At 49.8% G+C, this 26,747-nt stretch carries 22 protein-coding genes and 1 tRNA gene; 8 read left to right on the top strand and 15 right to left on the bottom strand.

What is annotated here, in order from left to right:
- Positions 1-158: 158 nt before the first annotated feature.
- From LKI20_RS03945 to LKI20_RS03915, 7 genes are all read right to left on the bottom strand, one after another.
- Positions 159-1,226: a phosphotransferase enzyme family protein gene (locus LKI20_RS03945; RefSeq protein WP_291770168.1), complete on the bottom strand. Its 1,068-nt coding sequence runs from the start codon at positions 1,224-1,226 to the stop codon at positions 159-161.
- A 250-nt stretch (positions 1,227-1,476) separates the two neighbouring features.
- Positions 1,477-2,811 carry a metallophosphoesterase family protein gene (locus LKI20_RS03940; RefSeq protein WP_291773342.1) on the bottom strand — a complete coding sequence of 445 codons (1,335 nt, stop codon included), beginning with the start codon at positions 2,809-2,811 and terminating at the stop codon, positions 1,477-1,479.
- Between the two features lie 2 nt (positions 2,812-2,813).
- Positions 2,814-3,965 (bottom strand): ABC transporter ATP-binding protein, encoded by a 1,152-nt coding sequence (locus LKI20_RS03935; protein WP_291770165.1) that lies wholly within the window; start codon positions 3,963-3,965, stop codon positions 2,814-2,816.
- Positions 3,965-4,135, bottom strand: coding sequence for a hypothetical protein (locus LKI20_RS03930; protein WP_291770162.1), 171 nt, complete (start codon positions 4,133-4,135; stop codon positions 3,965-3,967). The genes LKI20_RS03935 and LKI20_RS03930 overlap by 1 nt, the downstream gene beginning before the upstream one ends.
- Positions 4,135-4,959, bottom strand: coding sequence for an ABC transporter permease (locus LKI20_RS03925; RefSeq protein WP_291770160.1), 825 nt, complete (start codon positions 4,957-4,959; stop codon positions 4,135-4,137). The genes LKI20_RS03930 and LKI20_RS03925 overlap by 1 nt, the downstream gene beginning before the upstream one ends.
- A complete protein-coding gene (locus LKI20_RS03920) occupies positions 4,947-5,798 on the bottom strand; it encodes an ABC transporter permease (RefSeq protein ID WP_291770157.1) in 852 nt (283 codons plus the stop codon). Before LKI20_RS03920 ends, LKI20_RS03925 begins: the two co-directional genes overlap by 13 nt.
- A 44-nt stretch (positions 5,799-5,842) precedes the next feature.
- Complete coding sequence (locus tag LKI20_RS03915; protein WP_291770154.1) at positions 5,843-6,967, bottom strand: ABC transporter substrate-binding protein; 1,125 nt, start codon at positions 6,965-6,967, stop codon at positions 5,843-5,845.
- A gap of 603 nt (positions 6,968-7,570) precedes the next feature.
- Between LKI20_RS03915 and LKI20_RS03910 the strand changes: the two genes are divergently transcribed.
- From LKI20_RS03910 to LKI20_RS03900, 3 genes are all read left to right on the top strand, one after another.
- The gene (locus tag LKI20_RS03910; protein ID WP_291770152.1) at positions 7,571-8,341 is read left to right on the top strand and encodes an ABC transporter ATP-binding protein; all 771 of its coding nucleotides are present in this window, start codon (positions 7,571-7,573) and stop codon (positions 8,339-8,341) included.
- A complete protein-coding gene (locus LKI20_RS03905) occupies positions 8,319-9,551 on the top strand; it encodes an ABC transporter permease (protein ID WP_291770149.1) in 1,233 nt (410 codons plus the stop codon). The genes LKI20_RS03910 and LKI20_RS03905 overlap by 23 nt, the downstream gene beginning before the upstream one ends.
- Positions 9,552-9,627: 76 nt before the next feature.
- Positions 9,628-10,338, top strand: coding sequence for a TetR/AcrR family transcriptional regulator (locus tag LKI20_RS03900; protein ID WP_291770146.1), 711 nt, complete (start codon positions 9,628-9,630; stop codon positions 10,336-10,338).
- Between the two features lie 143 nt (positions 10,339-10,481).
- Here the strand turns inward: LKI20_RS03900 and spxB are convergent, their stop codons facing one another.
- From spxB to serS, 3 genes are all read right to left on the bottom strand, one after another.
- Positions 10,482-12,227, bottom strand: a complete 1,746-nt coding sequence (spxB, locus tag LKI20_RS03895) for a pyruvate oxidase (protein ID WP_291770143.1) — start codon at positions 12,225-12,227, stop codon at positions 10,482-10,484.
- 391 nt (positions 12,228-12,618) lie between these two features.
- Positions 12,619-12,701 (bottom strand) — tRNA-Ser (locus LKI20_RS03890).
- A gap of 171 nt (positions 12,702-12,872) precedes the next feature.
- Positions 12,873-14,159 carry a serine--tRNA ligase gene (serS, locus tag LKI20_RS03885; RefSeq protein WP_291770139.1) on the bottom strand — a complete coding sequence of 429 codons (1,287 nt, stop codon included), beginning with the start codon at positions 14,157-14,159 and terminating at the stop codon, positions 12,873-12,875.
- A gap of 808 nt (positions 14,160-14,967) precedes the next feature.
- On the opposite strand from serS, the gene LKI20_RS03880 reads away from it, so the two are divergent.
- From LKI20_RS03880 to rpiA, 4 genes are all read left to right on the top strand, one after another.
- On the top strand, positions 14,968-16,062 hold the full coding sequence (locus LKI20_RS03880) for a diacylglycerol/lipid kinase family protein (RefSeq protein ID WP_291770136.1): 1,095 nt from the start codon (positions 14,968-14,970) through the stop codon (positions 16,060-16,062).
- 306 nt (positions 16,063-16,368) lie between these two features.
- Entirely contained in the window at positions 16,369-18,045 is a 1,677-nt protein-coding gene (gene pgm / locus LKI20_RS03875) for a phosphoglucomutase (alpha-D-glucose-1,6-bisphosphate-dependent) (RefSeq protein ID WP_291770133.1), read from the top strand.
- Between the two features lie 570 nt (positions 18,046-18,615).
- On the top strand, positions 18,616-19,581 hold the full coding sequence (locus LKI20_RS03870) for a ribonuclease H family protein (RefSeq protein ID WP_434734933.1): 966 nt from the start codon (positions 18,616-18,618) through the stop codon (positions 19,579-19,581).
- A 173-nt stretch (positions 19,582-19,754) separates the two neighbouring features.
- Complete coding sequence (rpiA, locus tag LKI20_RS03865; RefSeq protein WP_291770128.1) at positions 19,755-20,453, top strand: ribose-5-phosphate isomerase RpiA; 699 nt, start codon at positions 19,755-19,757, stop codon at positions 20,451-20,453.
- A 393-nt stretch (positions 20,454-20,846) separates the two neighbouring features.
- Here the strand turns inward: rpiA and LKI20_RS03860 are convergent, their stop codons facing one another.
- Both LKI20_RS03860 and LKI20_RS03855 read right to left on the bottom strand, forming a co-directional pair.
- Positions 20,847-20,936 (bottom strand): 30S ribosomal protein bS22, encoded by a 90-nt coding sequence (locus tag LKI20_RS03860; RefSeq protein WP_003817716.1) that lies wholly within the window; start codon positions 20,934-20,936, stop codon positions 20,847-20,849.
- 64 nt (positions 20,937-21,000) lie between these two features.
- A complete protein-coding gene (locus tag LKI20_RS03855; RefSeq protein ID WP_291770125.1) occupies positions 21,001-21,612 on the bottom strand; it encodes a hypothetical protein in 612 nt (203 codons plus the stop codon).
- 156 nt (positions 21,613-21,768) lie between these two features.
- Here LKI20_RS03855 and radA point away from each other — a divergent pair, with 156 nt between their 5' ends.
- On the top strand, positions 21,769-23,187 hold the full coding sequence (radA, locus tag LKI20_RS03850) for a DNA repair protein RadA (RefSeq protein WP_291770122.1): 1,419 nt from the start codon (positions 21,769-21,771) through the stop codon (positions 23,185-23,187).
- Positions 23,188-23,469: 282 nt separating this feature from the next.
- Here radA and ribF read toward each other — a convergent pair whose 3' ends face one another.
- The 3 genes from ribF to rbfA form a co-directional block, all read right to left on the bottom strand.
- Positions 23,470-24,690 (bottom strand): bifunctional riboflavin kinase/FMN adenylyltransferase, encoded by a 1,221-nt coding sequence (gene ribF / locus LKI20_RS03845; RefSeq protein ID WP_291770119.1) that lies wholly within the window; start codon positions 24,688-24,690, stop codon positions 23,470-23,472.
- Between the two features lie 136 nt (positions 24,691-24,826).
- Entirely contained in the window at positions 24,827-25,891 is a 1,065-nt protein-coding gene (truB, locus tag LKI20_RS03840; protein WP_291770116.1) for a tRNA pseudouridine(55) synthase TruB, read from the bottom strand.
- Positions 25,881-26,477, bottom strand: coding sequence for a 30S ribosome-binding factor RbfA (gene rbfA / locus LKI20_RS03835; protein WP_291770113.1), 597 nt, complete (start codon positions 26,475-26,477; stop codon positions 25,881-25,883). The genes truB and rbfA overlap by 11 nt, the downstream gene beginning before the upstream one ends.
- Positions 26,478-26,747 lie beyond the last annotated feature (270 nt).

The raw sequence follows: 26,747 nt of genomic DNA, 5'->3' as shown, positions 1-26,747 counted from the left end.
GGAACCTTCTCTCATTATCCGTATTCACCGCTGACTGTTCTTGCTGACTTTCGCAGCTGGTTCACGTTCCCGTGGAGTGTGCAGTTTTCGTAGATCAATGTGGTATCGCATATAGCGCTAAGGAAATACCTTGTTATTCCTCAGATCACCGGGTGTTGTTATTTGAGCAGCCATCGTGAATCCTGCAAATATCGCTGAGCACAAATCACGGAACCGCTGGCCTGAGTACTCGCGAGTTCAGCAGGTAATGCGTCTTCGCGATGGTTAGTAGTCCAACCAAGCATTTGCAGTCGGCGAATCATCGAGAGCGCCGACATGACATCGAGTTGGTTATCGCTAAATGTTCCAGCAATCTGCTCATAGCCTTTAACCCAAGCTTTGGCGAGCTCAGGCGCATATGGCATATGTTCGATAAAACTGAGAGATGAAGCGTAATCGTAGAGATACCAGCTATACCCCGCATCATCGAAGTCAATGATGGTTAGCGTGCCATCATCATCTCGGATGATGTTTGAGGGGCGTAAGTCAGCATGGATAAGGCCCCACGTCTGCTGTGTACGTGGCGTTTTCATCACCACATCCATGGCTTTCCACAAGGCCTGCTCACACACAGCGCGCTCTTCATTGTTAAGTTTGGCGTTTTCCCACCGGCCCCATCGCGGCGAGGGACCTACCATATCGGAAATATCCCAGTTGAAGCGTTTGAACCCCATCGGCTTATTCCATGAGCGCGAATGCTGATGGAATTTCGCCGCCCACGCACCAATTGTGGTGTAGTACGGTGCAGGATTCTCCATATCTTCCAGCACAGTACCGGTGACGAATTTGGTGGAGATGACTGTCCAACCCACGCCGTTGCCGTCGCGAACTGTACCCACAAAAGTGCCGCGTATGGTTGGAACTGGATTGATAAGGTTCACACCATCAACATCATGCAACGCGTTAAGCCAAAGAATTTCTGAAGCGACAGCTTCTGGACCGCCAACATATCCTGGCTGGGAAACTCTCACCACACCCTCATCATTTCCATCTATGCGCAACACAAAAGTCGCATTTTCTGAAACGGTAATCAAATCAAGACTTGTTCTGGCACCATCAAGCCCCCAGCAAGCACAAATACCGCGAAACAACCAATACGGCGCAGGATCACCTTTTTTCAGATTGTTGAATGCATTGAGACTGACGGATTGCGCCGGTTCATCAATTACACGCAAAACTTCTGACATCGCGAACCCCGATTCTGTCTGGAAAAAATCAACATGGCGGCAATATCACGAGTATGCGATTCAACGCATAAGCACTCGCGTATGTTGCTTCGCCGTCCTTGATGTGAATTCTTGCAGAGCATTACACATGAATCACGGTTGCACTGTTACGGAGTAGTAACGAAGATAGGGCGCTATATTAATGGTTTATTTCAGCACCACAGATCGAAGTATTAAGGATATTCGAAAGCGCATTGCTGTACCTTGCAGGTTATGACTTATAGCTAGTCCGATGCGGCAAGCGTTTATGACTCCATGCTCTGCACCACACCTTGAGCGCTGACATCGCAACAACTAATACTCCAACAGCTATTTTCGGATTACGTAACATATCTCTGAGGCTGGGCATACCTGAAACCATGTACTCACCAACCAGCACTCTGAGAGGATGTCGTGGGCGGCGCGCCACTAAATTACCGTAGGTTAACAGTCTGCTGTCATACCCAGCAGGGTCATCTTCACTGAATACAAGCAACCGCAAGGCTCTATCAGAGGCTTTGGGACCATAAGAACAGAATCCGCAAGTCGGAGCGTATCCTAAATCGATACCATCAATGTTGCCAATAAATGCATTTTTATGATCATGCCCAGAGAACATCGCAAAGTATCCAGATGTGTCTTGCAACTGTTGGAACTCCCCCACATTCTCTTCGGAACAGCATGGACCTTCACCCAGAATTCCGCCTGGCCTACAAACTTCTTGATTTAGCGTGTAACAAGCATCAGAAAATGCCCTGTAGCCTTCGACAGCATGCCACGTAAAGGGCGAAACTTTGTTGAGGCAGCGATAATATTCCGGTACAGGAATGTGTTGAAATACTAGCGATGGGACTGAGTCTGTGTCGCTCTGTGCACTGATCGCCTCTTCAACGTTGCTCAACCATTCAATCGCTTGTGCACTTGGAGATCCGTATCCTCCTTGAGGCGCAAAGTCACCCGAATTGACCATCATTAATCCCATGGCGATTTGGGAACCTGTGCTAGAAGAAATCGGTAGGCAGAACGTACCTGTTTCGCACACCAAAGGATCTTCATTGTTGTGGTGACCATCGCCAGATTGAGACACAGGATTCAAGCAGCCTGTGAAAGATCGATACATGTCATCTTGCTCATCAATACTGACACCGCATTGAAAATCATGATTCCCATAGGTCGCAGCAAATGGGATTCCACGCGAAACTATCGGCGCTAAAAACTGCTGAAATGTGGAGAGCACCTTACGACGAGAATCTTCTAGTGCGCGTTCGGGATCTGGGACAGACTTAGAACCGTCACACCCACCATTGATTACACTTTCTAAACGAATACCAAGCGGAATATCCTCACCAGATACACTGTCATGTCGTGAACGAAAGGTTGCCAGATATGCAGGGTCGTACCCACGTATCTGGTCTCCGGTTAACACCACCAAATCAGGATCAGATTCTTCTATCGCCGCTTCGATGAGGTCTATAGCATCCTGGCTGACTTCCGGGCCGTCCTGAACATCAGCCAATTGCAGCACACGAAATGTACCATCCTTGCGGAAACGAAGCTGGCTATTCATGCTCACTGTTCATCACCCTTCTCAGCTTGTTGCTCTGTTGCCGTTGCAAGGATATCCGCAACAGTATTCTCGACCCAAGGAATCTTGATTTCTTCAGCAACCATCGGGTCTGGGCGAATATCAACAGCGACACGATCACCAATGCGGTACTGTGTGCTTGGATTATGCTGAGCAACCATCTCAATGCCGTGGCCTGTCACACCGGTACGCTCAATGGACCCAAGGAAACTGGTGTTTACGACTGAAAAGTCACCGTTCTCATCTGCTCTTAACATCACATTCTCAGGGCGAAGGTACACCCGCACCAGTGTATGGGGTGCATAATGCCCTATAACTGGAATTCGTATTCCACACAGTTCCACAGACTGCCCATCCGCTAGTATCGTGCTCTCCAATCCATTGGATTGTCCGACAAAATCAGCTACAAATGCGGTTGTTGGTGAACTGTACAACTCTTTTGGAGTGCCTATTTGCTCAATGTTACCGTTATGCATGACTGCTATTCGATCAGAGACAGCAAGAGCTTCTTCCTGATCATGAGTAACAAAAATTGCGGTAATTCCTAAACGCTGTTGCAAAGCACGGATCTCATCGCGCAGTTGGACTCGAATCTTGGCATCCAATGCGCTCAAAGGCTCATCAAGTAACAACACTTGTGGATCCATCACTATGGCGCGCGCGAGCGCCACACGTTGTTGCTGACCTCCCGAGAGCTTCGTCGAATACGCTGCCTCGTAATCTTCCAGGCCAACCAACTTCAACATATCTCTGGCTTTGCTATACCGGTCCTCACGATTCAGACCTTTGATTTTAAGGCCGAAGGCGACATTTTGTAACACATTGAGATTCGGAAATAGAGAATACTGCTGAAAAACCATACCTATTCCACGACGTTGCGGGGGGACGGCAATTACGTCTTGTCCACCAATGCGAATGCTACCGGTCGTAATACTTTCGAACCCAGACAGGCAACGCAGCGCTGTCGACTTGCCACAGCCAGAAGGTCCTAGCAAGCTGATCATCTCTCCCGCTGCGATATCAAGGTTGAAAGAGTGAAGCACCTCCTTGTCTCCATAAGACTTGGTAACGTCTGCAAACTCTACGGTGTCTCCGCCTGAGGTATTTGTAGAGGTGGTATGTGCTGTTGGAATCATTACTCCACTCTTCCCATCATGACTGTTGTATTCGCATACACCAAAGCTGTGCATACGAGATTGTTCCTCAAGTTATGCCTCCATAACTTGCTTCCCGTGATTACTGCCATATGTACCAAACTGTGAGCATCATGAATCATCATGATGGTGGCGGCATGATCGCCTTTCATTACTGATGGTCTTTCTTACGCCCAAACCCACTCACTAGGAACAATGCAATAAAAGTCAGCACCAGCACGATGAGTGTAATGATGACCGATAAATACACATCGCTTTGAGAGATGGTGATGAGCTCAGTTTGCAGAGTGTCTCGATTCAACAATGACGCTATGGTGAACTCACCAAGCACTATTGCTGTGGTTATTAGTGTCGCGGATATGATGCTTTTTCTTAGACACGGCACGATAAGCCCTGTAAGTATCGTCCACCAATTTGCACCAAGAGATTGAGCGGCTTCAGTGATAGTTGAAGCATTCAAACCATTAAGATCTGCATCAATCGTGGTATACACAAAAGGCAGTGCAATCACTCCATAAGCCAGTGCTAACGTCCATGAATCCGAACTGACGTAGTCTGCCACCACAGCGAAGATGGGTGCAAAACCAACAACAAGAATGATAGCCGGAATGGCAATCGGCAACAGCATCAGTACACGCATAGCGCGATGAATTCTTGGCAGTTTGACGTGTATAACGATCAGCGCTGGTATCACAATCACATATTCAATAGCGATTGTGACGATGACCAGAATCACAGAGTTAATAACACCGGTGGCGAGTAAGTCCCATGAGGATGATTCCCCCGCCGAAAACAACTCAGCCCAATGGTCGAAAGTAAAGCCTCCAGTAGCTGATCTGAAAGTGAAATACACCATACCGGTCAGAGGCAACGCTAAAAATATCAGGAAGATAATCAGTATCATCCTGCGCGCAGTCGTGCTCGGTCGATCGTAAGGTTTCCATATCTGCGAGTGCTTTGGAGCTACGCGAGCCATGATGAAGCCTTCCTTTCCACCAGTGCATACACCAGTACTACGAGGACCATGATCCCGAGCATGCCTAGGGCCAGCGCTCCTGCTGCGCCTTGACTCCCAAGACCAGTCTCACTGACCAACGCTGCTCTAACCTGTAGTGGCGCTATTTGGGAACCTTGGCTGATAAGGGCTGCCGCTGTTGCGTACGCTGAAAAAGCATTGGCAAATAACAACAGAAAACCGCCCATAAAGGATGGAAACATTACTGGCATTCCCACCCTTCTCCAGTAAGTCCAACTGTTTCCTCCCAACATCGCAACCGCTTCTGCAAGATTTCTCGGTAGCCTCGAGATTGCAGGATAAAAGGTGATAATCATCAGCGGAATTTGGAAAAACAAATACGGGAGAATCAGCCCCATCGTGGTATACAACCACATTTGACGACTATAGATATCTATGTGCAACAAAGCCTTAATTAACAGAGTCAGCAAGCCTTGGTTCCCAAGAGTAGCTATGAAGGCGAAAGCAAGCATTACCCCTCCGAATTGCGAGAGAGTACTAGATGCTGCGTCTACCAGGCGATGAATAATGCCCGAATCTTTGCACCCAAGCAAAGCGAAACACACTACTGCGCCGAATAGTGCCCCTAGTACGGCTGTTAGCGCTGAAAGCCACACCGAATTCCAAAAGGCATCCGTCACGCCAGGCTGTGAAAATATCGAGAAGTTCTCTAAGGTGAAACCTCCTGAATCCGCCTGAAATGCACTACTCACTACCAAAGCTGCTGGCAGCACAAACAGTAGAACAACGTAAACCACAAAGGGTAACAATTTCAGTGTGGTATTGCCTTTGTCAGTCATTGAATCCTCCTAATTTGAGCCATAAGTTGAATCCTTGACTGAGATCAAGAGGTAATCTTCGACCATTCCTTTGCCAACAAGGCATTGGCGGCATCGGTCTGCGCGTTCGTAGCCAAATTGATATCTTCTGGCAATCCACCTGCCTTCTTCAATGCAGCTGAGTCAATAGTTTTCTCCTCAGTCATACTTTTTGCCATGACGGGTAATGCGCCTGATTTGAGGAACTGATTCTGTACTTCAGCAGAATATACATATTCTTCCCATAGTCTTGCTGCTGCAGGATGAGGAGCATCCTTGTTGATCGCTTGGTTGTAGTACGAGCCATACGCTTTGTTTGGAAGCACAATGGTTTTGAAATTCGCGTTTTGCTGTGCTGCCGCAACATTGAGATAGTTCCAGTCAATAACTACAGGAGTCTCACCCGATGCGATAGTTGCGGAAGTTGCATCGACCGCTAGAAAGTTTCCGGCCTTGTTTAGCTGTTGAAAGAAGTCAATACCTTTTGAATAGTCGTCCATAGTGCCACCCTGTTGCAGATTCGCCCATCCAACAGCAGCGAATGCTGCACCGGCCTGAGTTGGATTACCATTGATGGCTACTTTTCCCTTGTAAGCGGAGCCTAACAAATCATCAAGTGAACTGGGCTTAGGAACTTTGCTTGAGTCATATCCAATGGAAATGACTCCCGTATAGTCATTGACGTACAAGCCGGTTTTCTCTTTATTTGTATCTGGAATCTTCTCCCAAGATGATACTTTGTATGGCGCATAGTATGACGTACTCGTGGTGGCGACTGTTGCACCCAAATCGAAAACATCAGGAGCATTCTTCTGACCCTTAAGATTCTTAGCAGCTTTGATCTCTTCAGCACTTGAAGCATTGGGATTTGTTGAATTAACTTTGATGCCATATTTGGTTGTGAAACCTTTGATAATACTTCCCCAGTTTGCCCAGTCATCAGGGCAAGCAATCAGAGTCAACTGTCCCTCAGACTTCGCAGCTTTGACCAAACTTTCCATCCCGCCGAAATCCTTTGCGCTGGTGGCTGCCGCTGACTTGCTGTCGACTTGTGACGATGAGGAACCGCACGCAGCCATTGATCCCAGTAATGCCACAGCGCTCAGCACCGTCATTGTTTTCATCACCATTGGATTGTTATGTATGTTCATGAATGATCTCTCATTTCCCTTGTGGCAAGTCTGTTCCCAACTAGACATCTCACCATCACTTGAGCCCCGCATGGGCAATGTGAGCAAGATTGTTTGAATGCTAAAGCCGCAGTATTAACGAACAAACAGCTTTAGAAATCAGCGGTTGGTGAACCATTTACATGCCCACTAAAGATCGCCTTGGAAAAACGACTATCCGAAATCGAGCGGTAACATTCGCGCTCGCCTCAGTGGTATGCAGATTTTCTTGAGATAGAGATGTATTCGAGGGTATCTCTGTGTTTCAGCTACATGTGGCAATTGCCACAATTACCTCAACAGCAGCCACAACATCCCTAGGCTCTCAACTTCGCTTACTAGGCAAAGCACGGGCTGATAGCTCCTTGTGCTGCACGATTTGCTATATATTTTCAACAATGCTAATAATGAGTGAGTTGTCACTCATTTATTGATTGTAGGCGCCATGCTCTTTGTCAGTTCATATCAGTGAAATGCACTGACGACAACTCACACACCATGACAGATACAAACGAGCATCAATTGATAGAGGTCGGTTGCTACGCATCAACCAGCATCGCGAAAAGCAAGAAGTGGGAGGTAGAGATGGAACATACCAACAATAACGACAGCCCTGAGTCTGTTGCTATTGAAGTGTCTCACTTAACACAGGGATATGGGAAAACCATAGTTCTGCAAGATATCGATTTCAAGGTTCATAAAGGTGAAATACTGGCCCTCATAGGCCCGAGTGGATCAGGTAAGACAACCTTAATCAGCACCATTATGGGCATGATGCCTGCAAAAACTGGGTCAGTACGCGTGCTTGGCGTATCCATGCCAAATCGAACAGAGCTTGGCAACATAGGCTTTATGGCGCAAAATGATGCCTTGTACACCAATCTCAGTGGACTCGAAAATCTCAAATTCTTTGCTTCTTTACAGCAAGTGAACAAACATCAATTTGCCGACTACGCAATGCAAGCAGCACGAATAGTACATCTAGAAAACTCTTTGAAGCGTCGGGTCGCAAATTACTCGGGAGGTATGAAAAGACGATTGTCAATGGCGATCGCCCTTATCAGCAATCCCCCCGTGCTTATCCTCGACGAGCCCACAGTCGGCATCGATCCCGAGTTACGAAGAGAAGTGTGGAGTGAACTTCACCGAATCGCCGAACAAGGCAGAACTATCATTCTGACCACACACGTGATGGCTGATGCTGCAGAGGCTGACACTCTGCTGATGATTCGCCAAGGCGAGGTAATTGCCAAGGGTTCTCCCGACACAGTCAAACAACACTACCAAGTGACGAGCATCGAAGATGCCTTCGTTCGTGCAGGGAAGGAACAGGATGCGCACCTTAGCAATGATTAGAAGAGTACTGACGGAGCTTCTGCGAGACAGACGGACATTGGCGTTGATGTTCGCCGCTCCCCTGCTGATTCTGACGCTGATGTATTTCCTGTTCCAAGGAGCCACCAACATCAACGCCGATATCGCCGTGCAATCGGTCGATGCCGAACTCGTGTCCGCCATGAAGATTGATGGTCTGCATATCCACGAGGTCAGCGGTACCGCAGCGGACGACAACACCGAGGCACACGCCCGAAATATCATACGCGACAACGACTATGCCGGTTTCCTCAGCCAGAGTGACGATTCCCTGACACTGACGCTAGCCGGAGCCGACCAATCGCAAAGCGGCTTGATTCTGCAAAGCCTCAAAACCGCACAGACCGAGCTCTCCGCCAAGGCCGCCTCGGCCACCATCGCCTCGCAAGCAGCAGCGCTCAAACAGCTTCAAAGCACCGTCGCGGAGCTGAGCGCGCAACTGCAAGCCATCCGAGCGGCAAGTTCAGGCACCTCGGCAGGTCAAGCGCAGTCCTCGGCAGGCACGGATGCCCAAGCACCTTCAAGCCAGCAGAGTGCAGGGGCTGCACCATCATCGGTCACCGTGAAGTACCTGTACGGCAGCGAGGATTCCACATTCTTCGACACTCTGGTGCCAATCATGATGGGATTCGTCATCTTCTTCTTCGTGTTCCTTATCTCAGGCATAGGCTTGCTGCACGAACGCACAACCGGCACACTGAATCGACTGCTCGCCACACCGATTCGCAAGCGCGAGATCATCTTCGGCTACCTTGTGGGCTACGGCATCGTGGCCATCGTGCAGACAGCCGTTGTGATCGGCTACACCCTCGTGGTGTTCAAGACGCAGATACTCGGGAGTCTGTGGAATGTGGTGCTGCTGAACCTCATGATTGCGGGTGCAGCACTCACCCTCGGCCTACTGGTATCCTCCTTTGCGGCAACGGAATTCCAGATGATGCAGTTCATCCCCATCATCGTCATCCCGCAGATATTCTTCTCCGGAATTATCCCGGTGGATTCGATGCCAGAATGGCTGCAAGTGGTCGCCCACGCGATGCCCTTGTACTGGGGCTCACGCGGCATGAGCGACGTCGTGGTGAAAGGTGCCAGTCTGACGCAGATTGCACCAAATCTTGGTGTGCTCCTAGCATTTATTCTAGTGTTCCTGGGATTGAACCTTGTGGTCATGCGCAAATACCGTCGGGTCTGAACGTCTGCGGCTACAACGCTGCGACAACAGGCACCGCGGAGCATCTATCAGGAACGTGGCGTCAACGGGAGAACATATGGGCAAGAGCAATACGGTGGAGGATCTGTTCGCGCAGGCACTGGATTCCTCTGACCTCTCAACGAAGCAGAAGGCCGTGTTGCAGGCCAGCCTGACACTGTTCTCCCGGCAAGGTTTTGACCGGACCACCACGCAGGAAATCGCGGAATTGGCGCAGGTTTCCCAAGGCACCGTATACAAGCGATTCGCCACCAAGCACGATATCCTCGAAGCGCTCATCGAACCCTTCATCGATGAAATCATCCCGCGACTGGCAATGGACTTTTCCGAAACGGTAAGCGCCCAGCATCTTCCCGATTTCGGCGATTATCTGAGCTTCGTGGTGCGCGACCGTCTCGAGCTGGTCGTCACGAACAGGAAGCTCGTCCGCATCCTGTTCGCTGGGATATTCAACAATCAGCATGAAGCCACGGCTTTGCTCGACAAGGTTTCCCAAGCCGTCGAAGGAGTCGAGGCACGGTTTACCGTAATCTTCTCCCACTATCAACGTGAGGGTCAACTGGTGAAGTGGCCGGTGCGCCAAATCGTCAGATACACGGCCGCCGCCATCATCAGTCACGCCCTGCCAGTGGTGCTGCTGGGCGACGACGACGAAGCTGCCGCCCAGCCCCTGAATCTGGACCTCGCCACCGAACAAATCGTGGACTTCCTGCGGCACGGCCTCTCCCCGGCGACCGCACAGGGAAGACCCGACCATCGGCATCATTGACCGTCGCATCAGAGGCGTCGACACTCTATGGCGTGTTGCAGCAGAACAGGCCCGGGCACAATGCGTTGAACGTCGAATACCGTCCGCCGCATTCAGCCGGGCCTGTTGGGTCACGCCCTCACATACAGGTCGTGGTTGTGGATTCAGTCTTGCTCCTGCTCCAGCCAATAGTCAAGAGCCTTCAGAGGCTGCGCTTCATAATGCTCTTTGAACTCGCGAACTGCTTCTGGATCGTCATGCTCCGACAGATGCATATACATCGTAGTGAAGGGCATCTCACCGGTGAGCTTCACATCGATAACAGAAGGCCTGTCAGCAGCTTTAGCCGCGGCGAACGCGGCCTTAGCCTCTTCTCTGGTACGTACTGTGAAGCCAAGTGCTCCATAACCTTCTGCAACCTTGGCCCAATCAGTGTCGATGAGGTCAACACCTGATAGTGGCTGATGCGAGTCGTCACGCTGCTCTGCTTCGATGAAGCCTAATGTCTGATTAGAAAATACGACGTTAATCACCGGAGTGCTGTATTTCACCTGCGCGAGTATCTCTTCGGAAAGCATGGCAAAGCCGCCGTCTCCGCTCAGGCTGTAAACCGTCGAATCAGGATATTCGAGTTTAGCAGCGAGCGCCGCAGGGACAGCAAACCCCATTGTTGCGTGCTTACCGGATGTTGCCCATTTATTGCTCGGCACTAAGTGCGAAAGTCGAGCGAAATTGATGTTCACATTGCCAACATCAATCATGAAAATGTCATCTGGATCGCTCTGCTTATTAATGATGTCGAAAATCGGTTCAGGGCGAAGTGGCACACGGTCATCATTATTGAAGGACGCAATCCAATCTTCCCAATTGCGCTTGTTGGCCAGGCATGCGCGGTAGAAGGCCGTTCCGGGCAGTTCCTCACCTGCATCAATCATTTCACGCAAAGTCAGTTTGGCATCAGCCAGAATCGCCACGGCCATGCGGTCTTGCAAACGCTTGCCGAGCTTCTCAGAATCATTGTCAATCTGAATAATTCGCGCCTGCGGACCAACGAGTTTAGAAGCAAAGGGATTGTCATTACCAACCCAGACAATCACATCTGCGTTGTAGCTGGCTTCACTGGCTGGTTTGGTTGCAACTCTGCCTGAAGAACCAAGGAATGCAGGGTGTGTATCTTCCACAACACCTTTGCTTGGATGTGTGGAAATCATCGGCATCTTGAATTTCTCGGACATCTCGACAAGCTCGTCGTGAGCTGTGCTAGCTCCCTTGCCGAAATACAGCAACGGCGCTTTTGCAGTAGCAATCAACTCCACAGCCTGTTCGATAAGGTCATGATGAGGTTGCAGTGGAAGCGGCTTGCGGAAATTCTTCGCAGATGCAACTGGCTGCCAGTCAATCGGAGTCCAGGCCAAATCCTTTGGGATAGTAATGACTGATACCCCGTTATGTTTATAGGCTTGTCGTATAGCCTCGTCGATAAGCGCAGGAAGACCTTCGGCATTAGTTGCAGTGCGGTTAAACACAGCGACATCTTCAAAGATTGGCTCTTCGTCCATAGCTTGGAAGAAGTCCATATTCATGAATGCCTGGGGCACCTGACCAACAAGAGCGAGCACTGGGACGCGGTCTTCACGAGCATCGTACAGACCATTGAGCAGATGCACAGCTCCTGGGCCTGATGAGCCGAAGCAGACACCAATACGGCCAGTGAGCTTTGCTTCAGCTGCGGCAGCAATTGCGCCCGCTTCCTCATGACGAACCTGAATGAAATCGATGTTCTTTTGCTCGTTGTACAGAGCATTCATCATTGAGTCAAAAGAACCACCAGGCAATCCGTAAATTCGCGGAACTCCCCATTCTTCAATGACCTTAAGTACCGCATCGCCAGCATTAATTGTTGCAGACATTGTCAGCTACCTCCATGTAGGACTCCGATGTGATCGATTTGTCGTGCGCCCCATGCGTATCAACGTTTTCGACCGTTGAGGGCATCGTATTACGCCAGGATTGGAAATAACAGAATGTTAGCTGTGAGCTATGCAAGACGTGCTGTGTTCTATATCACAGTCCTAGATGTGGCGGAATCGTACCGTTTGGCAAAGCGCGCACGGCCCCCATGGAACCATCCACACAGCTACCAGTAGAAGAGCAGCATTGGAAGGATTCCAGGCCACGCAGAAGAGCTGCAGCGGTGAAAGGCACTACCCACATGCTTCTATAGAATGACCACAAGTACCACAAGCAGAACGTGTGGTCACGGAAAAAGGGTTTTGAACCGAAGTTCAAAACCCTTAGATGCGGACGGGGCGAGATTCGAACTCGCGGAGCTTTCGCTCAACGGTTTTCAAGACCGTCTCTTTAGACCGCTCAGACACCCGTCCATTGCGCCCGAATAGCACAACTGCTCTCGGGCACGAGTTTCATCATAAACCCGTTTGCCGAATTTTGGCAAACACCGCACGTCGCGAGCCATCTGCCATGGGTCAGCTAGTACGGATCATGCAGCGCAAATCAAGTCATGTGACCGATCCGCTAATCGACCTTGATTACAATTATGCTTCCCAAGCAGTGGGCTCAATAACCTCGCGTCCGCCCATATATGGTCGCATGGCCTCAGGAATCACAATTGAGCCGTCTTGCTGCTGATGATTTTCTAGAATCGATACCAGCCAGCGAGTGGTTGCCAAAGTACCGTTGAGAGTTGCCACCGGACGTGTGCCGCCTTCTTCAAGTCGTTCACGAATGTTAAGCCTCCTGGCCTGATACTCTGTGCAGTTCGAAGTGGACGTAAGCTCACGATAACGCTCCTGGGTTGGCACCCACGCTTCGCAATCGAATTTGCGCGCTGCTGACGATCCTAAATCACCTGCTGCAGTATCGATGATGCGGTAAGGAACCTCAACCTTAGCCAACATTTCTTGCTCCATAGCGAGCAATTGTTGATGCTGATCAAGCGAATCTTCCTGGCGGCAATACACAAACATCTCAACCTTGTTGAACTGATGCACACGAATAATGCCCACGGTATCTTTACCAGCAGCACCGGCTTCGCGTCGATAGCAGCTCGACCATCCGCAGTACCGTAAAGGACCTTTGCCTAAGTCAAGAATTTCATTCTCATGCATACCTGCGAGTGCAACTTCAGAAGTACCCACTAGATATTGTTCATCAGGTTCGCGCAAACGGTAGATTTCGTCGGCGTGCGAGTTCAGGAAACCTGTTCCTGCCATAACCTCGGGGCGCACGAGTGTCGGTGTGATGGTGGTAATGAATCCCTTGGTCTCTGCCTGATCAATGGCCATGGTAAGCATGGCTATTTCCATGCGAGCGATTGCTCCACGAAGGAAGTAGAAACGTGATCCAGATACCTTCACGCCACGTCGCATATCGATTCCTGCGACTCCGACGCCTAAGTCAAGATGGTTCTTCGGCTCAAAACCTTCGCTAGCGAAGTCACGAGGCGTGCCAACCTTCTTCACCACCACATAATCGTCTTCGCCACCTTCGGGGGCAACATCCTCGACGATATTACTGAGTTTCCACATTGCAGTAGTGAAAGTCTGAGAAGCTGAGTCAGCTGCAGATTTGTATTCGCCAACTTTTTGGGCAAGTTCCTTTGTTTCCGCTATTAAGGCGGCTTTCTCATCAGCTGGAGCAGCTGCGACCTTCTTGCCAATGGCCTTCTGCTGCGCGCGTGTGGTTTCGTAGTCTTTTAGTGCGTCACGGCGTGCTGAGTCAGAATTGAGCACCTCATCAACCAGCTCAACGGACTCGCCGCGTTTGCGCTGCGATTCCTTAACAACGTCAGTATGATCACGAATGAATTGGATATCAAGCATGCCCCCAGCCTAATGCTCTTAGGAGACAGTAAGCACTGTGTGCTTACTGTCGCTGTGCGCGATACTCGAACGCACTCGCTAAGCAACGGAAGCTAATAGCTTCTCCACAACCCAAGCACAGTGTGCTTACTGTCGCTGAACCGTAAATCTACAGTCCAGTGGACTGTAGATAGGTGAAGTAAGCAACCACAAAGGTTGCGAAGGCAATCGCACCAGCGATTGCGCGATACTCGAACGCACTCGCTCAACGCGTCGCGTTCAACAAAGCCCAGAGAGCGCCCACCATGAAATTGAGCACTCATCCCCCCGCCAGCGATTCCCTAATGTGTAATCACGTTGACATAGGCAACTTGTCAACGACTTCTGCGAAGAATATGCCAGAAGATCCCACCCAAAGCAGCACATAACGTAGCAATTCACGAAATGTAGCCTTAAATTTGACCTCCCTCAACCCGTATATCAGGTTGAGTGTCGTTTGTGTAGGGATTTATCAGAAGAGTCCTAAATCAAGTAACAAGAAATGGCGGTATTTCAGTCTTTGCCATAATTGGATACTTGCCCTTAGCCATAAAATCCCTACACAACTGGAATCTGCACATCGACACCGCCAAAATTGCTTCAATACAGGGCCTGTTCCTTCAAAAATATCCCGTAAATGGGTGCACAGAATATCAATATCACCATTCTTCTCAACACATTCGATGAATTCCGAACATAACTCGGAATCTTTTCGGCAAATCGTGCAGGATTGGTTCAAATTTACTGTGTTACTGACTGCACAGTGAGATGCGATATCACAATAGTTATTATGCCAACTTCAGCGATAGTAGCCCTCAGTGTGAGTCTTATGGTGATTATTGTGTTGGCTGGGATTGTGCTATTGCTGCGCTACCAAAGGCGAAAGGAACGTACTTTGCACGTTTTAAGTAGAAACAAGGATCAGGTGAAGTACGCCTTTATTATTAATCCCTCGAAGCCACGCGCTCAAGAACTCCGCAATCACATTAGCGAGTTTTGCACTCACAAAGGCATTAATGACATCCAATTCATCGAAACCACGATAGAAAAAGATGGTACTGCCTGCGCTAAAGAGGCGCTTGAGCAACATGCTGAAGTTATTGTTGCTGTGGGCGGCGACGGCACAGTACGCACTGTCGCTAGTGCCCTTGCTGGGACTGATCATGCTCTAGGAATTATTCCAATTGGAACGGGTAATCTTTTCGCTCGCAATGTCGGCATCCCTGTTGATGATGTCGATGCTGCACTTGGTGTCGCCACATCCCACGGCTCGCGCCAGGTTGATATGGGCAGAGTTGCGTTGCTGGATTCGGATGAGCCAGAGCATAAGCACGGTTTCCTCATTATTGCAGGCATCGGTTTCGATGCGTTGATGATTGACGACACCGATCCCACGCTAAAGAAAAATATCAGCTGGCTCGCTTATTTTGTGAGCGGTGTTAAGCATCTATTTGCTCCAAAATTCAAAGGATCTTTAAGCCTCACCGACAGTCAAGGCAAAACTCACGAAGTATCTGAGCTGGCATTTAGGACCTTTATGGCGGGCAATTGTGGCGAAATACCAGGTTTCTCGCTCATGCCTGAAGCTTCTTTTGATGACGGCATGCTCGATTTTGAAATCATTGATACTTCTGGTGGCCTTATTGGTTGGGCGAATTTATTTGGCGATGTAGTCCATCAGACCATTACAGGTAAAGCTAAGCAAAGTCCACTATCTACCAATTCGACCATCGAGCAGATGCAAGGACCAAAGGCACACTTACGCCTCGAAAAACCTTGTTTAGCTCAAGTTGATGGAGACATCATCGGCGAAACTAGAGATATAGCTATCAGCATCGAGCCGCGCGCGCTTTGTGTGCGTGTGCCAGAGAAAAGCTCGCAGTGAGATTTCTAGCACTTAACTGGCCCGTAAGCCAGTAGGCCGCAGATTTCCCATCCACCTCCACCAAGCCACCAAGCCACCAAGCCACCAAGCCACCAAGCCACCAAGCCACCAAGCCATAGAACTGTGTATCGAGCACGCTCAAACAGAAGTTTTCAGCGTGTCGCACACCGCAGTATTGGGTTTCATTTCTTTGTAGTCGCAATACAGTGAGAGCAGAACGGCTAAAGACGGAGATGTGTCAATTTGTGAAGTTTCGTGCACTTGCGTGTTTTTTTGTTGTCTTTTAACTGTGGCATTATATGTGTCATGGTTGCTAATAACGCGGGAATGCCCGCCACCCCGGAAGATCTGATTAACGTCGATGACGTCATCGGTAAATATTACGATGTCGCCCCCGACTCCGCGGTTGCCGCCCAACGTGTGATTTTCGGCACGTCCGGTCACCGAGGTTCCAGCCTCAAGACTTCGTTCAACGAGGCTCACATCGTAGCCATCTCACAAGCGATTGCCGAGCACCGTAAGGCCGCAGGCATCACTGGTCCTCTATATATCGGCCGCGATACCCATGCTCTCAGCTTGCCCGCCTGGAAGACTGCAGTTGAGGTGCTGGTAGCTAACGGCGTGCGCGTGCGCATCGACGCGAATGACGATTTCACACCTACCCCAACGATTTCGCAAGCAATTCTGACACACAACCGAGCAGCCGACGGCACCCAGCGGTTCTCAGGTGCTGATCTCGCCGACGGCATCGTGGTTACCCCTTCACACAATCCTCCAACCGATGGTGGCTTCAAGTACGATCCGCCAACAGGAGGACCAGCCCCTGAAGAGACTACGAATGCCATAGCAACTCGCGCCAACGAATTGCTCGACAACTACAAGTCTGTGAAGAGAATTCCTTTTGAGCAGGCCGTAACAACAGACCTTGTGGAGCGTTTTGACTACCGCGAGCACTATGTGTCTGATCTAGCCAACGTCATTGACTTCGACCTCATCCGTTCTTCTGGCGTGCGTCTGGGAATTGATCCTCTTGGCGGTGCCAGCGTTCACTATTGGTCATTAATGAATGAGAAGTATGGCCTGAATATTGGTGTGATTAACCCCGACACCGATCCAACATGGCGCTTCATGACTATTGACCACGATGGCAAGATTCGTATTGATCCAAGCTCTCCATATGCTATGAAGGGCCTAGTTGATCGCCTGAATGCTGGCGCGTGGGATAAATATGATCTGGTGGGTGGCACTGATCCTGATGCTGACCGCCACGGCATTGTTTGCCCTGGAACAGGCGTGATGAATCCAAACCATTACATCGCTGTCTGCGTTGAGTATCTCTTCTCAGGTAATCGTCCTGGGTGGCCGGAAGGTGCTGGCATCGGTAAGACCCTTGTTTCCAGCTCTTTGATCGATCGTGTTGCCGCTTCAATTGGTGCAAAGCTTGTAGAAGTACCAGTTGGTTTTAAGTGGTTTGTTGATCCACTCTTCAGCGGAGAAGTCGCCTTTGGTGGAGAAGAAAGCTCTGGTATGAGCTTCCTTCGTAGGGACGGTCATGTGTGGACCACTGATAAGGACGGTCTGATTCCCGACCTTCTCGCAGCAGAAATAACTGCAAAGACTGGTAAGAATCCTGCTCAGCTCCATCAGGATCAGGTAGACCGTTTTGGTGAGAGCTGGTATAAGCGCGTCGATACACCTACCACACTCGAGCAGAAGCAAAAGTTCTCGAAACTATCTGGCGATGATGTCGAAGCATCTACACTCGCTGGCGAGGAAATCACTGCAAAGCTCACTGAGGCACCAGGAAATCATGCCAAAATTGGCGGATTGAAGGTCACTACTAAAGATAACTGGTTCGCAGCGCGTCCTTCCGGTACTGAAAACATCTACAAGGTATATGCCGAGTCATTCACCTCCCCAGAGGCACTTGACACCGTGCTAGAAGAGGCGACACAGGTTGTAGATAAAGCGCTCGAAGACTGATTTCGCTGCGGCGTAAATCTCAAAGGGCTTGTCTTGTGCATGCTCGAAGCTAGTAATACTGGCTTCGAAAAGTTTGGAAATGCTCAAGGCGAGCCCTTTCGCATACCCAAGGAGACTCAGCAGCAGCGCTCGTTCGGTGAGGGTTCATGCCCTTATATGTACAGTTTTTTGTGCGTACACTTGCTGAGGATATATTTTTTGAAGACGCGATTTTTGAGAACACGGCTTGAGAACACTGTTCGAGGACACTGTTTTTGAGAAACTTTTTTAAGAAACGTAGCGTGACGACATCGATGAGGAGTTTGAAGAATGGGAGCACCCGTTGTGCGCACTAATACGGACGCAGTAGAAAACGTCAACGGGTCAGGACCGGTCCGTTTGGATTCCCCCTTAGTGGTCTCCACAGACGGAAGCGCACTAGGGAATCCAAATGCCGAACCGTCAAAGGGGAAGACCACCAGTCTTTCCCTAGGAGAGGTGAGCGACCCCAACGGGTCGCGGCAGGTCCGTTTGGATTCCCCCTTAGTGGTCTCCACAGACGGAAGCGCACTAGGGAATCCAAACGGACCAATGGGTTGGGGCTGGGTCGATCACCAAGGTGGTCGTCATGACGCTGGTGGCGCTAGTAACGGCACCAATCAGATTGGTGAACTTTGCGCCGTGTTACAGGCCCTTCGTGCACACCGTGGCTCTCAGGATCTCATTATCGAGAGCGATTCACAATATGCTATTAATTGCTCTACTAAATGGGTGCATGGATGGAAAAAGAACGGCTGGAAAAACGCCAAGAAGCAGAGTGTGAAGAATGCGCCACTGATTAAAGCTATTGACGCTGAACTTTCTGCCCGTCCTGCTTCGGTGAAATTCAAGTGGGTTAAAGGCCATGCTGGCAATGAGTTCAACGAGAAGGTTGATGATCTGGCGCATGGTTATGCCACTCATATCGGCGAGGGGCGTAAAGAAGGCTATCTGCCTCTTGAAGGTTGGCAGTCTTTGTTGGAATCCCCTTACGCCGAGGGCACTGATATCCCTGAAGATGTGAAGCTTGCTCTTGCAGGCAAGAAGACACTTCCCTCATATGAATTGGATGAGCAATATTCAGATTCGAGCTCAAGCTCAGCTTCAGACTCAGCTTCAGACTCAGACTCCGACTCTTCGTTGAGTGATTCATCGAGTACTCAGACCAGCTCAGCACCAGCACTCCAAGAGTCATCGTCATCGCATGAAACACTTGATTCGCAGACGCCCGAAGTATCACAAGGTAAGCAGCAAACGACACCAACGCCTCATGCGGAAACCTCGTTAAAAGATCCATCCGAGCCATCGAGCACTCGCCGTAAACCTCAGTTACAGGCATCGGGAACAATTCGTCTTTCTCCTCCCCCGTCCTCCAGCAAACGTTATAGCGGCGTGCCACTACGCGTGTGTGGAACTTTACACATTGATGCTGCCATAGATGCTGAGGGATACGTCGATGTGAACGGCTCTATTTTTACGATGGACTGGTTCAGCGCTGGCGAACAGCAAAACGCCTGAATACCACTCGGTATGAGTTTAAGTGGAAGAATGTCAGTGTGCAAGGGACGAGAACGAGAATCATGTTCGTGTTGTTGGACAGTGCACAGAATAGCGATGGTGACTATTGTTATGTCTATCAGTCAGTGCAAGGCAGCTGACAATAGCAATCATCACGGCCAAGGAGAATGATTATGGACAAAGCACAACAAGACGCTTTGAAAAAGGCAGCAGGCATTGAAGCCGCGAAGCTGATTGAGCCTGGAATGATTGCCGGTCTAGGCACAGGATCAACTGTGCGCTTTTTCGTTGATGAACTAGGCCGCAGAGTCAAAGAAGAGGGCTTGGAATTCACTGGTGTGACCACTTCGGTGCGAACCAAAGAACAAGCCGAAAGCTACGGTATCAAGATTGTTGATATTGATGAAGTCGACCATATTGATGTCACCGTAGATGGTGCAGACGAAGTCGATAAAGACTTTAACGGCATCAAAGGTGGCGGCGCAGCGCTGTTGTGGGAGAAAATCGTTGCCACTAATTCATCCAAAATCGTATGGATTGTTGATGAGTCCAAAGTTGTAGATACCATCGGTGCATTCCCTCTACCAGTAGAGGTTATCCCCTTCGGAGCAGGGCATGTAGTTAATCTCTTCGAATCGAAGGGATATAAACCAGTCCTACGCCTTGATGCTGAAGGTCAGCCAGTGCGTACTGATGAGAAGAATTTCGTGGTTGATCTACATTTGGAGCGAATCGATCATCCCGAAGAACTTGCTCAGGATCTCATCACCACTGTAGGTGTGGTTGAGCATGGACTCTTCTTGAATATGGTAAATACCGTCATCGTCGGTGACCCCAATGGCCCTCGCGTGCTGACTAACTCTAATAAGTGAAGAATTGTCTGTCTGAATTCGTCAAGAAGTGTATTAGCTGCTAGGTACGAGTCTTATATTCCAGACGAATTGATATAAGTGTGCAATAAGGCATGCGTGAGACGATTCAATTTCGCCTCACACATGCCTTTTGTGTAGTTTCACCAGCAAATTACGCATACCTCTACGTTTGTGTAGGGATTTTTGGGAAGACCGGATGTATCAGACTCAGAGCGAGACATAAGAAGCGCGGAATTCTGCCATTTTCGCATCCGACAAAAGCTCGTTATACTTTCGGATCCCTACACAAACGGATTTATGGTCTCAGATTTGCCAATTTGAGCCCATAAACGCGTGAATCCCGACTGCAATGAGATATAGCAGTCGGGATTCATGTGTATAAGAGCAATAACTCTACTTGCGCTGGTGACGAGTCTTACGCAGCATTTTACGATGCTTCTTCTTACTCATACGCTTGCGGCGCTTCTTGATGACCGAACCCATCCGAGCCTCCGTTCCTTACTTGAAAGATTGCAACTTGCCCAATAGTACACTGCTGAGGCGACGATTACAGAGGGAACTGCTTATAGAACTGCTGGACGGCGCTCTTCTCGCCAGATGCCTGCAATACAACAGTGCTGTTCTGCCAGAGTGCCGTGGCCTTTTTGGCATCAGCAGTATCTGTTTTCACAACATATGTCCCTGTGGTGCTTCCTGAGACCTTAACATTTCCAGAGCCGAGTTCTTCACCAGTAAGAGTTGCTGCGAGCGCATCATACTGCTTCTTTGCATCATCTGCAGTTGACCACTGAGCCACTTTAAGGGTGACATCTTTAGCACTATCCCCTGTGGAATACACGACGGTATATTCTTCAATCGGGTTAGCTGAGCTCCAATCAGTCGCCGCATCTGCTTTGGTGCGTGCGAACGTTGAGACAGAGTCCGGCATGGTTTTCAGAAGATTAGAGGCATCTGTAGGCAGAGCAGCTGCTGAAACAGTTGGAGTCGCTGCCTTTGAAGTTTGGCTCTGAGAAGGTGTTGAATTGGCCTCGACAGAGGATTTAACCGCCCAACGCGGCCATACAAATGCACTGAGTAATACCAAAATAATCACCACAGCCATTGCTGAGACAACTGCAACAAGTCTGCGGTGGGAGCTTGTGGATTGAGTTTGCGCCATGCTGTGATTGTCTCACAGCCAGCAGACGCTCTGCATAACAACAGGCGTTACTACACACCTTCAACCACAATCACGTACCTGAAATGACCTACCGATATGCACCAACAGTAATCGTCACCAATGGCCTTTGTCCCTTAACAGCTATAGCGTGCTGGTATGGCAAAAAGCAGCACACAATATGTTTGCACCGAATGTGGTTGGAACGGTGCCAAATGGTTCGGACGCTGCCCTCAATGTGGAGAATGGGGCACCATTGAGGAATTCCATGAGGCTCGTCCCAATGCGTATAACTCAGCATCGGGAAGCGGTCGCACCAAGACTCAAGCAGCTGTAGGAAATGTGAGCGCAGCGACACCAATTACTCAGGTCGACTCCGAACATATCACTCGTATTCGCACGGGATTCGAAGAGTTCGATCGCGTGCTTGGCGGAGGTATTATTCCAGGCTCCGTGGTGCTGGTCGCGGGTGAACCTGGTATTGGCAAATCAACGTTACTATTGGAAAGCGCTGGGTCCATATCTAAAGAGCACCAGGGCAATGTGCTCTACATCTCAGGCGAAGAATCACAGTCACAAATACGTATGCGTGCATCGCGAGTGAATGCCGTTAGCGATGAGTTACTTCTGGCTTCGACGACTGATCTGGCAACGGTTCTTGCTTTGATTGAGCAGGAACATCCGCGCCTAGTCATTGTGGATTCTGCGCAAACCATATCATCGCAAGATATTGATGGCATACCTGGCGGATCCACGCAAGTTCGTGAAGTTGCTTCTGCTCTTATTGATATGGCTAAAACGCATGATATTCCTATCCTCCTCGTCGGCCACGTCACAAAGGACGGTTCCATTGCCGGTCCGCGCACACTAGAACATCTCGTTGATGTGGTGTGCCAATTCGAAGGAGACCCCCAAACCGCGTTGAGGATGCTCAGAGCAGTTAAGAACCGATTCGGGCCAACTGATGAGGTTGGATGTTTCGACATGAGCGGCGAAGGTATCGAAGAAGTCACCGATCCTGCAGGCTTGTTCCTCTCTTCTGATGACCTGCCTGTGGAAGGCACATGCGTAACCTTCACGCTTGACGGGCATCGCAGTCTACCCATTGAAATCCAAGCATTAGTGACCAATTCCGTGTTACCAACACCTCGTCGTGCAGTTAACGGTATTGATTCCAACCGACTGGCAATGTTGGTTGCGGTGTTATACCGACACGGTCACATTCCTGTACTCGCTAATGACCTCTATGTTTCTACCATTGCGGGCGGGGTTGCCAAGGAACCCGCATGCGATCTTGCTATTGCAGCTGCCCTCGCTAGCGCAGCGGTAAACACTACGATTCCTCGCGACACCTGTGCTATTGGAGAAATTTCGCTAACCGGTCAGGTACGACCTGCGCCACGACTCGAACATCGTCTGCGGGAAGCTGCACGACTGGGATTCACCAAAGCTGTGATTCCAAAACCGAGACGAACTGCGTCACAGCATGGGAACGCTGCTATTCATATACCTCACATGGAACTCATCGAGGTTGATTCACTTCGCCAAGCTTTGCAAGCACTCGACATTCGACAATAGCCTTGTCTGTGGCTAGCCTGTGCCGCGGGGTATGGGGCACTGAGCACGGGGCACTGTGGGCACGGAGCGCTGTGGGCACGGAGCACCGGGTACTGGTGTGACATAGGCGCAGCTCGCAACAACTAATCGCCGCACTCTGCTCAGGCAGCAGCGCGGAATCAATACACTTGCGCTACTGAAAGCACCATGGCGAGCCTAGAATGCTCTGAGACACAGGCAAAAGCACCATAGCCCCCTCAGTCCACTTAGTCAGGGAAATAGGCCAACTTCGCAGAGGATTATCTAGTGCTGAGTGAGCGCAGTAGTTCGCTCCACGTCACGGTGCAATTGCGCAGTTAATTCTTCTGAAGAATTGAATTTTTCTTGAGGACGCAAAAAGGCCGTGAATTCAACGCGCACCCGATGCCCATATAAATCCAACCAATCGTCGTTGAGCGCGTATGACTCAACCACACGTTGATTCAATCCTGTTTGCTCGATGTACGTTTCTTTAGTACCGATCGAAATAGCTGCCGGCCAACGCCAAGGTGATCCTTGCGCAACTCGTGCATCTAAACTCGGAGATGCCGAAACAGTTGTCTGATCTGTTCCTGCGTCATCCGATGTATATTCACCAAGATCAACTAACCATCCGGCGTATACCCCATCAGCTGGAACGTAACCCTCTATTGCGACATCCATATTTGCCGTCGGGAAGCCTAGTGTTCTGCCGCGTTGCTCACCATGAACAACTAATCCATCTATGCTGTGTGCGTGTCCAAGAACTGCATTCGCATCGGCTATCCGCGCTCGTGATAATAGGTATCGCACATTAGTTGAGCTCCACACTCTCACTTTTCGAGCATTATGAGCTTTGCTCCAAGCCCGCAACTCTGCCTTAGTCATGGTCTCAGTCGGGTCTGTAGGCTCACCCTCGTGTTCTGGTGATTGCGGAACAATATGCTCTGGAACTCTGGTATATCCCGGGCCTAGATCATCCATCATGTCAAGTTCAAAAACACCCGTAGCCTGTGCGAGCAGATTGATAGCTTTAACATCACCAGCGCGCCCTGCTCCCATGGCGGCATCTGCGCCAAGCACTAAGGTGCGCATGCCAAGTTTTCCGACCAATTGACCGAGGAAGAATCGGTACGATTTAGCAGAAAAGGCCATGCTGTAGTTAATGATGAAAACTTGATCAATGCCAATCTGGCGCATGTATCTCACACGCTCGTCGACTCCCATCAGCTCGAGAGGATCCTCAAGCTTTTCTCCCCTACTTGGCTCGACTCCATGGTTCGCAGCAGCATATTGGTGAATAACACCAGGACGAGGATCAAACATAATCACTACTGAGAAGGCATCATGTTGCGTCGCCAATGACTTGACCCTTTGCAGCAAGGCCTGATGCCCTAAATGAATACCATCAAAAACGCCTACTGTAACAACCGATTTCTTGGAGACACTAAGCGTAGGCCATGCAACTATGCCGCTTTCATCAGGAACGAGTCTGCTGATTTTCATCCAATACCATCCGTTATCATATATTCACTGTCCAGGCATTCCAGACAGAGCGGGTATCCGCTATTGTGTAAACACCTCGGACTACTGTAATCGCATTCTATGCGGAGAGGCAACGAGAAGCGAGTAGCGAAAGCAACTAGTCTGCAAGAGGAAACACAGCTATCGGATGAGATTCTTTAATTGAAACTGGTTCAAGAATTGCGCACAGCCGTTGCTGACCATCTTGGAGTGTCTCGATTGCTGCCGTTGTAGCGTGTATCGCAATCCCGATGACTCTGCCAAAACGGCAATCTTGTGCTTGCTCTGCCGTGATTTCCACACATGGCATTGCTAACTGAGCAGCAGACACCTCGTCGAAAGCTCCATCCCAAAGATGTTGAGGATCTTGGAGCACTGCGCGATTTTTGGTAATGCTTTCACCACTTCGATTGGTGAATGTGCGCTCAACGCTGGTTAATTGCTTCATACGTCCTGCAATTTGTGGATCCGCAGTGTCAAAAGCGCCAATTCTGTTGCGTCGGAGTCTGGTCAGGTGGCCTCCAATGCCGAGTAGAGTACCCAGATCTCTAGCCAAAGCACGTATATATGTTCCACTTGAGCAACTCACTTCAGCGTCAACATCAATAACTTGCCGCATGCTGCCGTCTTGAAGCGTTATTTCTGCTGTTCTCAGATTGCTCAACATGTATGAGCTGATAGTAACTTCCCGCGCCTTCAACTCAACATCTTTGCCTGCTCGTGCAAGATCATAAGCTTTTACACCATGAACTTTTACCGCTGAAAAAGAACTCGGCACTTGAAGGATGTCTCCCACAAAATGCTGCTGCACGAGTCCGTTAAGATATTCAAGCGACAAATCTGGGCTTACTGTGCCTGTATAGAGCTCGTCACTTTCAATATACTCACCTTCAGCATCGTCGGTTTGGGTCGCAATTCCCAAACGAATCGTTGCACAGTAACTTTTATCATGACCACTGATGTAGTTCAATAACCGTGTCGCGTGGCCGAAGCCTATAATCAACACTCCGGTAGCCATTGGGTCCAACGTACCGGCATGACCGACACGTTTCATATGCAGCGCACCACGGAATGCTGCAACCACATCGTGACTGGTTACACCTTGTGGTTTGTCTGCTATAAATATGCCGGACTTCAGGGATTGCTCTTTCTGAAATCCGACCGGCTCTCCGCTACTCTCCATCGTGATTAATATCTGGAGTCGTTTCTGCCTCTTCAACCTCAGACGCAGTTTGTGCTGCTGATGGAGTAGGTTCTGCCACTGTTGTAGTGTCATCGTCAACGACGGCTGTTGTATCGGCTTCGACTGCATCGGCTTCTGCTGTGTCGGCTTCGTCATCGTCGTGCTTATACGGGTCTGCTTCACCAGCAAATGTCGCGTTCTCTCGCAGCTGTGCCAATTCAGCGTCTCTACGACGGGTAACAGTGAGGATATCTTCGATTTCAGTTGCTTCACCAGGCACCTCGTCATAGATGAAGCGCAGCTGTGGGGTCAGCCTCAGTCCAGCTTTCGATCCGACAAGGGTGCGTAACCGCCCTTTCGCCTGATGTAACGCCTGTTGAGCGCGTTTACGCTCACCTTCCTGATGACCTTCGTGACCAAGTATCGTCCAATACACATTGGCGATTTGCAAGTCGTTGGTTACACGCACTTCGGTTATGGTGATGCCATTCAACCGCGAATCATGTAAATGACTTTCCACGGATGATGCGATTACACGTTGTATCAGCGCAGCAATGCGCACTGCGCGGGGGTTTGTTCCTGCCATAAGTTCCATCCTTCATTAGCTGACCGCCATTGTATCCATATTCAGACGTCGTCAGCGCGTTCAGCTCCGTTTGTGTAGGGATTTTCATTGAGACTCATACGAGTGTCATAATAAATCCCCGAAATTTCAACGTTTTTCATTTCATCATCGCGGTGTCTACTCACCAATCCCTACACAAGCGTGTAGCAACCGCAATTATGGGCATATCAGGCGTGAAAATGCCCTCCGGTAAGTGTTCACGGAGGGCATTTGCGGGCAGTTTACCGTTTC

This window comes from Bifidobacterium sp., from assembly GCF_022647885.1.
Taxonomy (GTDB): Bacteria; Actinomycetota; Actinomycetes; order Actinomycetales; family Bifidobacteriaceae; genus Bombiscardovia.
Note: the sequence above shows the minus strand (reverse complement) of the source record. Positions and strands in the feature narration are given on the sequence as shown.

Bases quoted from the DNA above. Each gene is read 5' to 3' on its own strand.
- LKI20_RS03945 (WP_291770168.1), bottom strand. From the start codon at position 1,226: ATGTCAGAAGTTTTGCGTGTAATTGATGAACCGGCGCAATCCGTCAGT.
- LKI20_RS03940 (WP_291773342.1), bottom strand. From the start codon at position 2,811: ATGAATAGCCAGCTTCGTTTCCGCAAGGATGGTACATTTCGTGTGCTG.
- LKI20_RS03935 (WP_291770165.1), bottom strand. From the start codon at position 3,965: ATGATTCCAACAGCACATACCACCTCTACAAATACCTCAGGCGGAGAC.
- LKI20_RS03930 (WP_291770162.1), bottom strand. From the start codon at position 4,135: ATGAAAGGCGATCATGCCGCCACCATCATGATGATTCATGATGCTCAC.
- LKI20_RS03925 (WP_291770160.1), bottom strand. From the start codon at position 4,959: ATGGCTCGCGTAGCTCCAAAGCACTCGCAGATATGGAAACCTTACGAT.
- LKI20_RS03920 (WP_291770157.1), bottom strand. From the start codon at position 5,798: ATGACTGACAAAGGCAATACCACACTGAAATTGTTACCCTTTGTGGTT.
- LKI20_RS03915 (WP_291770154.1), bottom strand. From the start codon at position 6,967: ATGAACATACATAACAATCCAATGGTGATGAAAACAATGACGGTGCTG.
- LKI20_RS03910 (WP_291770152.1), top strand. From the start codon at position 7,571: ATGGAACATACCAACAATAACGACAGCCCTGAGTCTGTTGCTATTGAA.
- LKI20_RS03905 (WP_291770149.1), top strand. From the start codon at position 8,319: ATGCGCACCTTAGCAATGATTAGAAGAGTACTGACGGAGCTTCTGCGA.
- LKI20_RS03900 (WP_291770146.1), top strand. From the start codon at position 9,628: ATGGGCAAGAGCAATACGGTGGAGGATCTGTTCGCGCAGGCACTGGAT.
- spxB (WP_291770143.1), bottom strand. From the start codon at position 12,227: ATGTCTGCAACAATTAATGCTGGCGATGCGGTACTTAAGGTCATTGAA.
- serS (WP_291770139.1), bottom strand. From the start codon at position 14,159: ATGCTTGATATCCAATTCATTCGTGATCATACTGACGTTGTTAAGGAA.
- LKI20_RS03880 (WP_291770136.1), top strand. From the start codon at position 14,968: ATGCCAACTTCAGCGATAGTAGCCCTCAGTGTGAGTCTTATGGTGATT.
- pgm (WP_291770133.1), top strand. From the start codon at position 16,369: ATGGTTGCTAATAACGCGGGAATGCCCGCCACCCCGGAAGATCTGATT.
- LKI20_RS03870 (WP_434734933.1), top strand. From the start codon at position 18,616: ATGGGTTGGGGCTGGGTCGATCACCAAGGTGGTCGTCATGACGCTGGT.
- rpiA (WP_291770128.1), top strand. From the start codon at position 19,755: ATGGACAAAGCACAACAAGACGCTTTGAAAAAGGCAGCAGGCATTGAA.
- LKI20_RS03860 (WP_003817716.1), bottom strand. From the start codon at position 20,936: ATGGGTTCGGTCATCAAGAAGCGCCGCAAGCGTATGAGTAAGAAGAAG.
- LKI20_RS03855 (WP_291770125.1), bottom strand. From the start codon at position 21,612: ATGGCGCAAACTCAATCCACAAGCTCCCACCGCAGACTTGTTGCAGTT.
- radA (WP_291770122.1), top strand. From the start codon at position 21,769: ATGGCAAAAAGCAGCACACAATATGTTTGCACCGAATGTGGTTGGAAC.
- ribF (WP_291770119.1), bottom strand. From the start codon at position 24,690: ATGAAAATCAGCAGACTCGTTCCTGATGAAAGCGGCATAGTTGCATGG.
- truB (WP_291770116.1), bottom strand. From the start codon at position 25,891: ATGGAGAGTAGCGGAGAGCCGGTCGGATTTCAGAAAGAGCAATCCCTG.
- rbfA (WP_291770113.1), bottom strand. From the start codon at position 26,477: ATGGCAGGAACAAACCCCCGCGCAGTGCGCATTGCTGCGCTGATACAA.